Consider the following 14,530-nt stretch of genomic DNA (forward strand, 5'->3'; position numbering starts at 1 on the left):
GTACTATACCCATAATAAAAGACCGTATCTCACGCCAAAGCGCAAAGACCTTCAGAAAAACTCTGCGTCTTTGCGCTTCTACGTTAAATTGCGATCTTAGCCTACGATGCTACCTGAGCAGCAGTCCGAGTCCGCCGTCTTCTGCCATCAGCAACTTTTACAGGTGGCTCATCAGGGATTTGCATCAACAAAGTCACAGATGGCTGACATTGCAATTCCCGACGGATGGAACGTTGTAATTCTCGTTCTAAAGTTCCTTGCAATCCACCCCAGTCTATATCTGCTGCTTCACCTTGCTCAGGAGCAAATTCTGTCCAGCGCACAGTGAGAATTTCTTCAATCCGTTGTTTTACCCAGGTTTGTAACAGCGATCGCTCTACACTTGTAACTACACCCCGGAGGTGAGTTTCTGGTTTTGCTAACAGTTTACCATTCCAATCAATGGCAGCTGCGATCGTGATAATGCCTTCTGAAGCCATGCGTTGCCGTTCTTGCAGCACTTTGGCACTTACCATGCCCGAACTAGTAGTATCCACCAATTCAATACCAGATGGCACTTTACCAGCTACGGAAATAGCATCTTCAGTCAGCTCGACAATATCACCATTCTGGATAATTATCATGTTTTCTGCGGGAATGCCCATACTCTGAGCCGTTTCTGCGTGCTTCACTAGCATCCGATGTTCGCCGTGAAATGGCACAAAGAACTTGGGTCGAGTTAAGGCAATCATCAGTTTTTGTTCTTCCTGACAGCCGTGACCGGAGACGTGAATTCCTTTATCCCGCCCATAGACCACTTTTGCACCTTGAATCATCAATTTATCAATGGTGTTGACTACAGCGATCGTATTTCCGGGAATTGGGTTAGCAGAGAATACTACGGTATCTCCTTCGCGGATTTTGATGTGAGGATGTTCTTTGTTAGCAATGCGGGTCATTGCTGCCATCAATTCACCCTGAGAACCTGTAGTTAAAATCAGTACTCTTTCATCGGGTAGATTGCGGACAGCGTGCAATGGTTGCAGCAGATTATCTTCACACTTGATGTAACCTAAATTGCGGGCATGAGCAATCAAGTTCAGCATGGAACGCCCGACAACCGTCACTACACGGTTCTGCTTCTTGGCGATATCCAAAATCATGTTAATGCGATGGACGCTAGAAGCAAAGGTAGTGACAAATAATCGCCCAGGTGCTTGACTAAATACTCTCTCCAGATTGGGATAAACGGAACGTTCTGAAGGTGTAAATCCTGGCACTTCTGAGTTAGTAGAATCACTTAGCAAGCAAAGAACGCCTTTTTCACCATGTTCTGCTAGGCGTTGCAAATCAAACTTTTCACCATCCACTGGGGTATGGTCAATTTTAAAATCCCCTGTGTGAATGACTACACCCAGGGGAGTATGAATAGCAACAGTGAAACTATCAGCGATGGAGTGGGTATTACGGATATATTCAACTAAAAAGTTTTTGCCAATCCGCACTACATCACGTGGTAGAACTGTTCTGATTTCTGTGCGATCGCGGACTCCTGCTTCTTCTAATTTACCCTCTAGCATTGCCATTGCTAGTCTGGGGCCATAAATCACCGGGATATCAAATTGCTTGAGATGAAAAGCAATTCCGCCAATATGGTCTTCATGACCGTGAGTAACAATCATCCCTTTAATTTTGTGGCGATTTTCCCGCAGATAGGTCATATCTGGTAAAACAATGTTGACTCCATGCATCGCCTCAGTAGGAAAAGCCAATCCTGCATCTAACAGGATAATTTCATCGTCATACTCAAAAAGACAGGTATTTTTACCAATTTCATGCAAACCGCCCAAAGGAATAATTTTCAAGGCGGAATTATTAGCTTCGTTTTTAGTCATTTTCTCCTTAGATTGTTACTTGTGGTTAATTAAGTTGATAGTTAACTTTCCTTGTATTTAAGACAACATCATCTGTCTCTTAAGTCAGTCCCAAAGCAATCAAGTTTTAATTGAAGATTTCAATTTTTTATTCAATAAAATCAACTGTAAAACTCAAGGATTTATAGAATATCTATCAGTCCTAGCACAGGTTTTTAAATTGCAACTTATGAACAATTATGATCGTTGTTTATATGTATCTTTGGCAAGGAGGATACTACTAGTGCTTAACTAGCTGGCGGCTAGATTAAACTAAGTTCTTTTAGAACTGCTTCTAACTTTTGACTGACTTCTAAATCAGCTTCACATAGCGGCGGACGAGTTGAACCAACCTCCCAACCTTGAAGTTTCAGTGCTTTTTTCACTGGAATGGGATTTGAAGTGAGAAATAGAGCTTTAAACAACGGGAACAGTTGGAGATGAATGTCGCTTGCTACCTCAATTTTTCCCGCACCAAAAGCTTGAATCATCTGCTGTAGTTGGTTTCCTACCAGATGAGAAGCCACACTTACCACACCTTTTGCCCCGATCGCTAACAAGGGCAAAGTCATGTAATCATCACCAGAATAGATGTAGAATTCTTTTGGTGTCAAGCGACGAATTTCGCTTGCCTGATGTATATTACCAGTGGATTCTTTAATCCCGACAATATTGCTAACCTCAGCTAACCGGGCAACTGTTTCTGGCTGAAGGTTTTGTCCGGTACGACCGGGGACATTATATAACAACAACGGTAAGTCGGGACAGGCCTGTGCTATTGCCTTAAAGTGCGCTTCCAGTCCCGCTTGCGGCGGTTTGTTGTAATAAGGAACAACTTGTAAGGAACCATGTACTCCTATCTTAGACGCTTTTTGGGTGGCTGCGATCGCTTCTTTGGTGGAATTCGATCCGCAACCTGCGATTACCTTGGCTTTTCCGGCCACGGACTGCAATACCTCGACAAACAACTGGTATTCTTCATCCCAACTTAGCGTCGGGGATTCTCCGGTTGTGCCGCACATCACCAATGTATCTGTACCGTTGTTAGCTAGATGCGCCGCCAGTTCTGCCGCTACATCATAGTTGACACTACCATCTGCTTTAAATGGCGTAATCATAGCGGTTAAAACATTGCCAAAATCTCCCACCCTTTTTTCACTCCTGATTACCCATGTTTTTATATCTTGGTGGTTCTCTATTGTAATAACCTATCTGCAAATTGCTTTCAAGTGTCATTTTTCCTTTGTCATTTGTTCTTTGTCACTTTCCCAATGACCAATGACTAATGACTAATAGCTAATGGTTTGAGTAGATTTTTCTCTACTAATAACTCGGCGATTTGTACTGCATTCAATGCTGCACCTTTGCGAATTTGGTCGCCACATAACCATAATTCCAAGCCATATGGATGAGAAATATCCTGGCGAATTCTTCCCACTAAAACTTCATCTCGACCGGTTGCTTCTATTGGCATTGGAAAATGATTCGCTCTCCAATCTTCTACCAATTTTACTCCAGGGGAGGAATTTAAAATTTCTCTGGCTTCCTTCGCACTAAAGGGAGTCTCAAATTCTAAATTAATGGCTTCTGAGTGAGCGCGGAGTACGGGAACCCGTATACAGGTTGCAGTGATTCTGATTTGCTGCGTACCAAATATTTTTCGGGTTTCGTTGACCATTTTCATTTCTTCCTCACAATAACCCAAATCGTTTAATGGGGAGTTATGCGGGAATAAATTAAATGCCAATGGGTAAGGCAATATTTCGGCAATCGCTGGCTGTCCTTGTAGTATAGCGCTTGTTTGGGTTTTGACTTCTGCCATTGCCCTAGCCCCAGCACCACTAGCAGATTGGTAGGTTGCAGCAACGATGCGTTGCACGGGTTTAACTTTATGCAATGGCCAGACTGCCACAGCCATCAAAATCGTTGTGCAGTTGGGGTTAGCGATAATGCCTTGGTGATTCGCTGCGGCTTGGGGATTTACCTCTGGTACTACTAAGGGAACTTCCGGGTTCATCCGAAAGGCACTGGAGTTGTCAATTACCACTGCGCCTTTTTCCACAGCAACTGCTGCCCAAGTTTTGGATGTGGAACCACCTGCACTAGCTAGTACTATATCGACATTTTCAAAGGCGCGATCGCTCACTGATTCTATTGGTATATTTTCACCTTTAAACCGCAGCGATCGCCCAACACTCCGCTCTGATGCCAATAACTTCAAATTAGCGACCGGAAAATTACGACTTTCTAATAATTCCAGCAACTCTGTGCCCACTGCACCAGTTGCTCCTAAAATAGCTAAACGATAGGATTTCGACAAACTTGTTTCCTCCTTTAAGAGACTTAAATCTGCAATTTTTTGGAACAATTGACAATTTAGTTATATTTAAATAGCGATCGCGGTCTAGAAATACATTTTTAATAGGTTTATATTTTTCTTTAACTTAGTCTATCTTTATATATTTAATACATTTTTTTGTTTTTTTTGTTTGTTTAATAAGTTAAGTGATGTTGCATTTTAAAATAACGGTGATTTATCTTTTTCATCGATTTTAACTATAACTCTATATTATACAACAAACCGCCATTGAGCAGAAGAACGGAGATATATCTGCACTTAGGCGTTTCACTAAGCATCCTACCTGTAAAGAAACAAATGTATTGATTGCAAACTTAGTAACCAAGATGATGAATATACTAGGATATAAATGCATAAAGTCAGCCCAACTTAAAATTGAGCCATGCGCTTTCGTACCACACACAACTACACACAACTTAATAATATCTAGATAATAGCTAGACTGAATACTATAACTTTAACCTGGGGGTACTAACCACTCTTTGAGAACCAGGATATCACGGTGTTAGCCCACTGAATAATTAATTCCCAAGTTTTAGAGTGAGTCGGTAGTGAAGAAAGTAATAGGGTACAGGTTACAGGCTAGAGGTGACAAGGTACAGGTTACAGATTTATTCCCTATCACCTGTAACCTCTCCCCTAATCCCAATGCCCCATTAACCAAATTGTTATGAAGGTAAAATGTCAAGTCCTTGATAATTGGCAGTAAACTGGATCTTTGCCCCAGGACAAATATCCATTCTTGGATGTTACAAGACCTTTTGGCAAACTCCCATTACCCCTAAGAGACATCAAACCATAAACGCAAACAATTATTTTATTGCGTTTTGTGTGTACTCGGAGTATAAAATACCAGAAAACTAGAGACGAAGCATGAAAGTCACCCAGGAAAAACTTCCCGCCAGCCAAATTGGCCTGGAAATAGAGATTACGCCGGAAATTACCAAGCAAACTTACGAACAGGTCATTAAAAACTTAGCGAGTACTGCCAATATTCCTGGGTTTCGTAAAGGCAAAGTGCCTCGGCCGATATTGCTACAACGGCTGGGTACAACTCGAATCAAAGCAGCGGCGCTGGAAGAACTAATTCAAGATGGCATTGAGCAAGCAGTCAAACAAGAAGCCATCCCAGCAATCGGTCAGCCGCAATTGCGCTCCTCTTTTGAGGATCTGATTAATAATTATGAACCTGGAAAACCTCTGACGATTTCGGCTGCTGTGGATGTAGAACCAGAAGTGAATCTAGTGCAGTACACTGATTTCCAAGCCAAGGCTGAAGAAGTCAAGTTAGATCCAGAGCGAGTGGAGAATACGCTCGATAAGGAACGTCAAGAATTGGCGACATTGATTCCTGTAGAAGGACGTGCAGCCCAAATCGGCGATATTGCGGTAGTCGATTTTAAAGGTTCATTCGCCAGAGTTGAGGGCGAGGACGAAATAGCTGAACTAGAACCGATTCCCGGAGCCGAAGCAACTGATTTTCAAGTTGAGTTGCAGGAAGATAAGTTTATTCCAGGCTTTATTTCGGGAATAGTGGGGATGAATCCTGAAGAAACTAAAGAAATTGCGGCGCAGTTCCCAGATCCGTATGCTAATGAAGATTTAGCTGGAAAAGCGGCAACTTTCACCGTAACGCTCAAAGAAATCAAAGAAAAGGAGCTACCAGAAGTAAATGACGATTTCGCCCAAGAAATCAGCGATTTTGAAACCTTAGAGGAGTTACGCGCTTCTTTGGTAGAGCGATATCAAAAAGAGGCAGACGACAAAACAAAAACAAATAAGCAGGAAGCCTTGTTAACGGAACTGCTCAAGCACGTAGAAGTTGACTTACCGGCAACTTTAATTGAGCAAGAAGTGGACGCAATGCTAACGCAAACAGCAATCCGGCTGTCTCAGCAGGGATTGGATGTGAAAAAGTTGTTTACTCAAGATATTATTGGGCAATTGCGGGAGCGATCGCGTACTGAAGCAATTGAACGCATCAAACGCTCCTTATCCTTGCGGGAAATCGGGAAACGCGAATCTATCGAGGTAACACCAGAAGAAATCGCAGCCAGAGTCACAGAACTTTTGGAGCAATACTCAGAGGAACAGGACGTTGATGAAGATAAACTACGCTCAATCGTGGAAAACGAACTGTTAACCGAAAAAATCATCGATTGGCTCTTAGAACACTCATCGGTTGAACTTGTACCCGAAGGTTCTTTGAGTCCTGCGGAGGAAACAGAAGACGCAGAATCAGATGCTGATGGTGATGCACCTCAGACTGAGGAAGGAAACAGCGAAACTTCTACAGAAGTTACAGAAGGATAATAAAAAATCCCACAGCCATGAGTTCACCAGTTCTGAGTTAAAGTTCTGGTGAAATGGGTAAGCTAAGGGAGATGAGAAATTAGAGGGAGAAATAACCAATGCCCCATGCCCCATAACTCAGGGATGAAGTCAAAAAGAATTAAAGAATTAATGAATTTTCGGCAAATAGTGACACCTCTTATCACTTGAGCTTGATACTGTGTTACACGAGAGGAAATGATATGAGGCATAATGGTTAACACGTAGCTTACAAAAATTCCATTCGTTGAAAAGGCAGCATCCGCTGCTGAAACATTTGTCCTAAATTATCGTCAAAGAAAGCTTGTATGCTTGAATCGCAGTCGGGAAATTCCCCAATCAGCAACTTAAGTCGAATAAACATTAACTCCCAGTTAAGCAGCCCTAGCAACATCGTACCGATGGTAATAGAGCAATCTGGCATGGGAGAAAGAGCTTTCGACATCTACTCCCGCTTGCTGCGAGAGCGGATTATCTTTTTAGGAACGCCAATAGACGATGCCGTAGCCAACTCAATTGTGGCTCAGTTGTTATTCCTAGACGCTGAAGACTCAGAAAAAGACATCCAACTGTATGTTAATTCTCCTGGCGGCTCCGTCTACGCAGGGATGGCAATCTATGATACAATACAGCAAATTCGCCCTGATGTTGTTACAATCTGTTTTGGATTAGCCGCGAGCATGGGGGCATTTTTGTTGACAGCAGGAGCTGCCGGTAAGCGAATGTCTCTGCCCGACTCCCGGATTATGATTCACCAACCACTTGGTGGCGCTCAAGGTCAAGCCATTGACATAGAAATTCAAGCCAGAGAAATTCTTTACGTTAAGGCTAAGTTGAATCAGTTAATGGCTCACCATACTGGTCAACCCTTAGAAAGAATTGAAGCAGATACTGAGCGCGACTTTTTTATGTCGGCAGAAGAGGCAAAAAACTACGGTTTGATTGATCAAGTCATTTCCAGGCAAAATCTTCCCGTAGCAGGGGAAAACGTCACCATTCTGAAATAAGAGGCTGGTATGTCTAAGTACGACTCCCATTTAAAATGTTCATTTTGTGGCAAGTCCCAAGAGCAGGTGCGTAAATTAATCGCAGGGCCGGGAGTCTACATCTGCGATGAATGCGTTGACTTGTGTAATGAAATACTAGACGAGGAGTTACTCGATACTAATGGTGCGGCAGCACAACCAGCACCAAGAGCAGAGCCACCTGAAAAACGGCGTACCCACTCTGCTAGTATTTCGTTTAATCAAATACCCAAGCCAAGAGAGATTAAAAAGTATCTAGACGAACACGTCATTGGCCAGGACGAAGCAAAGAAAGTTCTGTCAGTAGCTGTTTACAATCACTACAAGCGGCTGGCAGTTATTCAGTCTAAAGCCAGTGGCAAACCTGGGTCGGATGATGCAATAGAACTGCAAAAATCCAATATCTTGTTAATTGGCCCGACTGGTTGTGGCAAAACTCTCTTAGCGCAAACCCTAGCGAAAATCTTGGATGTACCTTTTGCCGTAGCCGATGCGACGACGCTGACAGAAGCAGGGTATGTGGGCGAAGATGTGGAAAATATCTTGCTGCGACTGTTGCAGGTGGCAGATTTGGATATAGAGGAAGCGCAACGGGGAATTATTTACATTGACGAAATTGACAAAATTGCTCGTAAGAGCGAGAACACGTCAATTACCCGTGATGTTTCTGGCGAAGGCGTGCAGCAAGCCTTGCTGAAAATGTTAGAGGGAACGATCGCCAATGTACCACCCCAAGGAGGGCGCAAGCATCCTTATCAAGACTGTATCCAAATTGATACAAGTAATATTTTGTTCGTCTGTGGTGGTGCCTTCGTAGGCTTAGAAAAGATTGTAGATCAGAGAGTTGGCAAAAAAGCAATCGGCTTTGTGCAACCGGGAGAAGGGCAATCGAAGGAGAAACGAGCAGCAGACACTCTTCGCCATCTAGAACCGGATGATTTAGTAAAATTTGGCCTGATTCCAGAATTTATTGGGCGGATGCCAATGGTAGCAGTAGTAGATCCGCTAGATGAAGAAGCGCTGATGGCGATTCTCACCCAACCACGCAGCGCCTTAGTCAAGCAGTATCAAAAGCTGCTGAAGATGGATAATGTCCAATTAGATTTTAAAGCAGATGCTTTACGAGCGATCGCTCAAGAAGCTTACCGCCGTAAAACTGGTGCCAGAGCATTACGGGGTATTGTCGAAGAATTGATGTTGGATGTAATGTATGAGTTACCATCCCGTAAGGATGTGACACGCTGTACAGTAACACGGGAGATGGTCGAGAAGCGATCGACTGCTGAACTGATAGTACATCCATCTTCACTACCGAAGCCAGAATCAGCTTAATAGTCATTAGTCATTGGTCATTAGTCATTGGTCAAAAAATAAGGAATAATAACCATGTACTAGGGACTAATGACAACTGATAAAGGACAAATGACTAATGCCTTATATTAATGTTCGTGGCGTTGAGCATTACTACGAATGGGTGAAAAAACCATCCAGTTCTTTGGTAAAACCAGTAATGGTTTTCCTACACGGTTGGGCTGGTTCAGCTAGGTATTGGCAAAATACTGCTGATGCTTTATCGGAGCAATTTGATTGTTTACTCTACGATTTGCGAGGATTTGGCCGTTCTCGTGGGAAGCCAACCATCGCCCAAGCAAGTGAAGCTGTTGCTGAATCTGAGTCCCCAAAGGAAGAATCAGAGGCAATGAGAGAGCTAACCTATGAATTAGAGGAATACGCTGATGATTTGGCAGCTTTGCTAGATGGGTTACATATTCAGCGTGTTTATATCAATGCTCATTCAATGGGTGCGTCTGTTGCCACTTTATTTTTTAACCGCTATCCCGAACGAGTAGAACGAGGAATTTTAACTTGTAGCGGTATTTTTGAGTACGATGAAAAATCCTTTAGTGCCTTTCATAAATTTGGTGGCTATGTAGTTAAATTCCGTCCCAAATGGTTAAGCAAAATTCCATTTGTTGACCGGATGTTTATGGCAAGATTTTTGCATAGTTCCATACCACATTCTGAGCGGCAAGCTTTTTTAGAAGATTTTCTCGAAGCAGATTACGATGCAGCGATAGGGACAATTTTTACTTCAGTCAGTAAGGCTCAAGCTGAAGTGATGCCCCTTGAGTTTGCCAAGCTGACAGTACCAACTCTACTGGTGGCGGGGGAGTATGACAAGATTATTCCAGCCGAGATGGGGCGTCAAGCAGCTGCACTAAGTGACAAAGTGGAATTTGTGATGATTCCCAATACAGCGCATTTCCCAATGTTGGAAGATGTACCAACTTATCTGCAACGGGTACAAGAGTTTTTGCAAATTAAGACGCCAAAACCACAAGTCGGATAACTGATAGCGGTTTTTTAAACAGTTAAGTGTACCTGTGTGATACCTTGACGCATTTCATATTGTCGCTTTAACCAAGACTTTTGAATTATTTTACGGAGCAAGGGAGCAAGTTGAATCAACAGCGAACGCAGCAGTGCATTTTTTCGCAGTAGTTCGCCTTGTTTAGCTTCCTCTAGCTGGAGTTGCTGGGCGCGGATAATTTCTGGCTCACGTTCTGCTTGGATATGCGATAATGCCATGTCAATATCCTGGTGTCCAGTTTCTTTGTGCAACAACGGCACAAGATGATTAGCGGCGACAATCACATCACGTAATGCGAGATTAATTCCTTGAGCGCGAACAGGAGACATTGGGTGTGCAGCGTCACCTAGAAGCAGTACCCCTGGTGCGTGCCATTGGGGACAATAACCAACCACAACAGAAAGCCGAATCGGGGATTCGATGGTATCTGCATGATTACGGAAATGCTCTGCTAGCCATGAAGGTGATAGTGAGGCAAAAATCTCTGCCCAGTTGGTTTGTTTCCAGTCACTGTTTTCGGTTGCCGACATTATCCAAGCCAGATGCAATTTTCCTGACTCTGCTCCGTGAAAGATGCTAAATGCGCGATCGCCATTTAAAATAATACGAAACACATTATTTTTTGTAAACTCAGGGCTGGCGGCAAGTTTAAACCAAAGAATATCAATATTTTTAGGCTGGCGTAGCAATTCCAATCCTACACGTTGTCGCACAAGGGAATTTCGACCATCTGCCCCAATCACTAACTCAGCAGCAAATTCTCTCCCATCGCTCAGTACTACACCTGCGACACGTTGATTACTCCACAGCAAATCCTTGACAGGAACACCCTGGATAAATTCAAACCCATCATTGGTTTGAGCTTCCGAAATCAGTGCTTTGAGCAGTGGTGGTTGTGAAACCAGTGTACAGGGTCGAGTTGCCCCCATTGGTTCATCAACTCGAAACAACTGCTTGTCCCCGATAATGAATTCCCACGCGTCAAGTTGTCGATGGGGAATATGCTCTAACAAGGCCGATAGACCCATTTGCTCTAAAGCATCTAAGCCACTGGGCATTAATCCTTCACCGCGAAATACACGATGAAAGTCTTTTGCTGCTTCAATTAAAGTTACAGCAATACCACGTTTTACAAGGAGCAGGGCAAGGGTTACACCTGTTGGGCCTGCACCCACAATCACAATCTGCACTATCCCATCCCTCCTGTATCAGTTGCTCTCAAAGATGTTGGTAGAATTATCTTGAGATTAACTTAAACCCAGTTCTCGTTTTAGCAAGTTAATCGAGTTAGCGCCGATATAATTTTCAACCTTAATCAGCTTTGGTGGACGAATAATATCTTCATCAGATGCTTGCACGGCTGCTTGCACTGCTGCAAAACTGGCTTGGTCGCTAATGATTACCTCAGCCCGCTTAACCATAGCCTGAAGTTTATAGGCATCTTTTGGTTGCGAAGTCATCACCAGTAGTTCATCACCTCGCAAACCGTGGAGGATGACTTCTGCGGCTCGTGCAATCCCGGAACTAAGGCTAACTATGCCTACACAGTTTTCTTTTGGTAAGGTTTTCAATAGGCTGAGTTCTTTGCTGTAGTCGTAGATATCCAGAGGAATCACCCGTGCAGCTTTTGGAGCTGCGATCGCTTCTACATTACTGATAAAATATCGACTTGTGACTACTGTCGCAGAAGTAGTTTTATCTAACACAGCTGTTAATTCTTCCATTGCTACCAACTGGACTGGGATTTTTAGCGAGCGTTCTAATTCATACACCATCAACTCACCAGCACCCATGTCATAAGATGGAACTGCAACCAGTACCCGCGCACTACAACGCAAGCGCCAGTCAATTTCCGCTAAAAATAGCTCTCTAGCTTGATTTAGCGAACATCCTTGCGAGAGCAACTCGTCAAGTGCTTGCTGGACAACTTGATAGGCATCAGGATTTTGCTTGAGAATTGGTGATTGCAGCCTACTACCGCCCTCATGACCTTGGGCACGAACATAAATACCCGAACCAGCCATACTTTCAACAAATCCGTCTTCCTCCAGTTGACGGTAAACTTTACTAATGGTATTACGGTGTAACCCCGTTTGCATTGCCAGCGCCCGTGTGCTTGGTAATTTGTAAGCTGGGGGATATTGCCGAGAAGCGATCGCAAATCGGATTTGATTAAACAGCTGGGTTGATGCGGGAATTTCGCTGTCTGGCTGAATACGGAATTGAATCATCACCAAACCTCCTGAATACTAAGTGCTAATGAGTGCTGAGTTTTGATTATTAAGTGTTGCTTTTATACTCAACACTTTTAACTCAGCCTTCCTTTTGTAACCAGCTACATTTGCTACATCTCAAATATGTTTATTTACATATAAAGTTTTTCTGATACAAATTTCTAATGCGCTCACTATTGGTAATTGATAATTTAATTAGAAAAAAGCTGGGGATACTGGCATAGTTATATCAAATAAACACACGGCTAATCACATAGCACTGGTAAAAATTATTATGACAGAGCAAGCAACAACTACCACAACGATTAATCTTTTGCAAGATAATATTCAAGTGTCTGCTTATCTGGCAGAACCAAAAGAACCTGGATCTTACCCAGGAGTCGTGGTATTACAGGAAATTTTTGGTATCAACGCTCACATTCGGGAAGTTACAGAACGGATTGCCAAACTTGGGTATGTAGCGATCGCACCTGCACTTTTTCAACGGATTGCTCCTGGCTTTGAAACCGGATACACACCCGAAGATATTGAAACGGGCAGAAGTTACGCCATGCAAACTCAAGCCTCAGAGTTATTGAGCGATATTCAACTAGCTATTGACTACCTCAAAAATCTGCCTCAAGTGAAAAAAGATGGTTTTGGCTGTATTGGCTTCTGCTTTGGCGGTCATGTCGCATATCTTGCAGCCACCCTGCCAGATATTAAAGCTACGGCTTCCTTCTATGGTGCTGGAGTTAGCACCCGCACGCCCGGAGGTGGCGCTCCTACTGTCACCCGCACCAGAGAAATATCAGGTACTCTCTATGCCTTCTTTGGCAAGGAAGATACTAGCATCCCAGCCGAACAAGTAACCGAAATTGAAGCAGAGTTAGAAAAATATAAAATTCCTCATCGTGTGTTTCGCTACGATGGAGCTGATCACGGATTTTTTTGTGACCATCGCGCCAGTTATAATCCTAAAGCTGCGGCTGATGCTTGGGAGCAAGTAAAACAACTCTTTGGTCAACTAAACTGAAGCATACACAGCCAAGTTCGTCATTGGTCATTGGTCATTGGTGAATAACAAAGGACAAATGACAAATGACAAATGACAATCTAAACTTCAGTTGCACCATATCAAATAACAATTAATCTTCAAAAGTCATGAATTCCGAATCGAAACTTTCTCAAACAGCCAATTCGCCCTTTACAATGGACGATTTTGCCAAAGCACTAGAAAAACACGACTACCAATTTCAAAAAGGACAGATTGTACATGGCAAAGTTTTCCAACTTGACCATGATGGAGCCTATGTTGATATTGGTGGCAAGTCGTCAGCTTTTCTGCCGCGCGATGAGGCTTCTTTGAGAGCAGTTACCGATTTGTCGGAGGTGCTGCCATTGCAAGAGGAAATGCAATTTTTGATTATCCGAGATCAGGATGCAGAAGGTCAAGTTACCCTTTCTCGAAAGCAGTTGGAAATTCAGCACATCTGGGAACGACTGACCGAAATGCAGGAAAATACTCAGACTGTGCAAGTACGGGTTATGGGTGTGAATAAAGGTGGTGTAACTGTCGATATTCTTTCTTTACGGGGATTTATCCCGCGATCGCACCTGGCCGAGCGTGATAATTTAGAAGCACTCAAAGGTCAAAATCTGACTGTGGGCTTTTTGGAAATTAATAAAAACACCAACAAACTCATCCTTTCTCAGCGATTAGCAACTCGTTCTAGCAACTTCAGCTTATTAGAACTAGGTCAACTGGTGGAAGGTAAAGTTACTGGCATTAAACCTTTTGGTGTGTTTGTCGATTTAAATGGTATGGGGGCTTTGCTTCATATCAAGCAGGTAAGCCAAAAATTCATTGATTCTTTAGAAAAGGTATTTCAAGTTGGTCAGCCAATTAAAGCTGTAATTATTGACTTGGATGAGGGTAAAGGGCGGGTTGCTCTTTCTACCAGAGTTTTGGAAAACTTCCCTGGCGAAGTGCTAGAAAATTTCGATGAGGTCATGGCTTCGGCTGAGGCGCGTGCTAATAGAGCTAATAACAAAGCGTCTGAATAGTTTTGAGGCGGGCTGCTTGCACAAAGTATAAATAGTGCGTAGGCGTAGCCCGCCGTAGACATCGCACCTGCGTTATGTCGGATTAATCGGTGAATAGTGCCCAAAAATTGATCAAAAATCTAAATTGTGGGTTATTTTATTACTCCCCCTGCATCTATAAAGATGTGGGGAGATTGAAAATTGGGAAAACTTTTATTTAACAGACTATTTTATAGTACTTGGTTAAGTTATACCAATTCTGTATAATGATGCGCCAAATTATATAAGGAACG

General features: G+C 43.1%; 11 protein-coding genes. 6 read left to right on the forward strand and 5 right to left on the reverse strand.

All coding sequences use genetic code 11. The annotated features are described in order from the left end of the window. Window positions 1-101 precede the first annotated feature (101 nt). The 3 genes from NLP_RS07870 to NLP_RS07880 all read right to left on the reverse strand — a co-directional run bounded on the left by NLP_RS07870 (window position 102) and on the right by NLP_RS07880 (window position 4,212). Window positions 102-1,874, reverse strand: a complete 1,773-nt coding sequence (locus NLP_RS07870; RefSeq protein WP_104905912.1) for a ribonuclease J — start codon at window positions 1,872-1,874, stop codon at window positions 102-104. A 281-nt stretch (window positions 1,875-2,155) separates the two neighbouring features. Further along, window positions 2,156-3,040, reverse strand: coding sequence for a 4-hydroxy-tetrahydrodipicolinate synthase (dapA, locus tag NLP_RS07875; RefSeq protein WP_104905913.1), 885 nt, complete (start codon window positions 3,038-3,040; stop codon window positions 2,156-2,158). 134 nt (window positions 3,041-3,174) lie between these two features. Then, window positions 3,175-4,212: an aspartate-semialdehyde dehydrogenase gene (locus NLP_RS07880; RefSeq protein ID WP_104905914.1), complete on the reverse strand. Its 1,038-nt coding sequence runs from the start codon at window positions 4,210-4,212 to the stop codon at window positions 3,175-3,177. Window positions 4,213-5,124: 912 nt separating this feature from the next. Between NLP_RS07880 and tig the strand changes: the two genes are divergently transcribed. The 4 genes from tig to NLP_RS07900 all read left to right on the forward strand — a co-directional run bounded on the left by tig (window position 5,125) and on the right by NLP_RS07900 (window position 9,957). After that, window positions 5,125-6,564: a trigger factor gene (gene tig, locus NLP_RS07885; RefSeq protein ID WP_104905915.1), complete on the forward strand. Its 1,440-nt coding sequence runs from the start codon at window positions 5,125-5,127 to the stop codon at window positions 6,562-6,564. 326 nt (window positions 6,565-6,890) lie between these two features. After that, a complete protein-coding gene (clpP, locus tag NLP_RS07890; protein WP_104905916.1) occupies window positions 6,891-7,589 on the forward strand; it encodes an ATP-dependent Clp endopeptidase proteolytic subunit ClpP in 699 nt (232 codons plus the stop codon). 9 nt (window positions 7,590-7,598) lie between these two features. Continuing rightward, window positions 7,599-8,939 (forward strand): ATP-dependent protease ATP-binding subunit ClpX, encoded by a 1,341-nt coding sequence (gene clpX / locus NLP_RS07895; protein ID WP_104905917.1) that lies wholly within the window; start codon window positions 7,599-7,601, stop codon window positions 8,937-8,939. Between the two features lie 97 nt (window positions 8,940-9,036). Next, complete coding sequence (locus tag NLP_RS07900) at window positions 9,037-9,957, forward strand: alpha/beta fold hydrolase (RefSeq protein ID WP_104905918.1); 921 nt, start codon at window positions 9,037-9,039, stop codon at window positions 9,955-9,957. A gap of 14 nt (window positions 9,958-9,971) precedes the next feature. Here NLP_RS07900 and NLP_RS07905 read toward each other — a convergent pair whose 3' ends face one another. Next, the gene (locus NLP_RS07905) at window positions 9,972-11,171 is read right to left on the reverse strand and encodes an FAD-dependent monooxygenase (protein WP_104905919.1); all 1,200 of its coding nucleotides are present in this window, start codon (window positions 11,169-11,171) and stop codon (window positions 9,972-9,974) included. Window positions 11,172-11,225: 54 nt separating this feature from the next. Next, window positions 11,226-12,209: a GntR family transcriptional regulator gene (locus tag NLP_RS07910; protein WP_104905920.1), complete on the reverse strand. Its 984-nt coding sequence runs from the start codon at window positions 12,207-12,209 to the stop codon at window positions 11,226-11,228. A gap of 277 nt (window positions 12,210-12,486) precedes the next feature. On the opposite strand from NLP_RS07910, the gene NLP_RS07915 reads away from it, so the two are divergent. Further along, window positions 12,487-13,227, forward strand: coding sequence for a dienelactone hydrolase family protein (locus NLP_RS07915; protein ID WP_104905921.1), 741 nt, complete (start codon window positions 12,487-12,489; stop codon window positions 13,225-13,227). 128 nt (window positions 13,228-13,355) lie between these two features. Further along, window positions 13,356-14,258 carry a S1 RNA-binding domain-containing protein gene (locus NLP_RS07920; protein WP_104905922.1) on the forward strand — a complete coding sequence of 301 codons (903 nt, stop codon included), beginning with the start codon at window positions 13,356-13,358 and terminating at the stop codon, window positions 14,256-14,258. The last annotated feature ends 272 nt before the right edge of the window (window positions 14,259-14,530 follow it).

The organism is Nostoc sp. 'Lobaria pulmonaria (5183) cyanobiont' (assembly GCF_002949795.1).
GTDB lineage: Bacteria > Cyanobacteriota > Cyanobacteriia > Cyanobacteriales > Nostocaceae > Nostoc.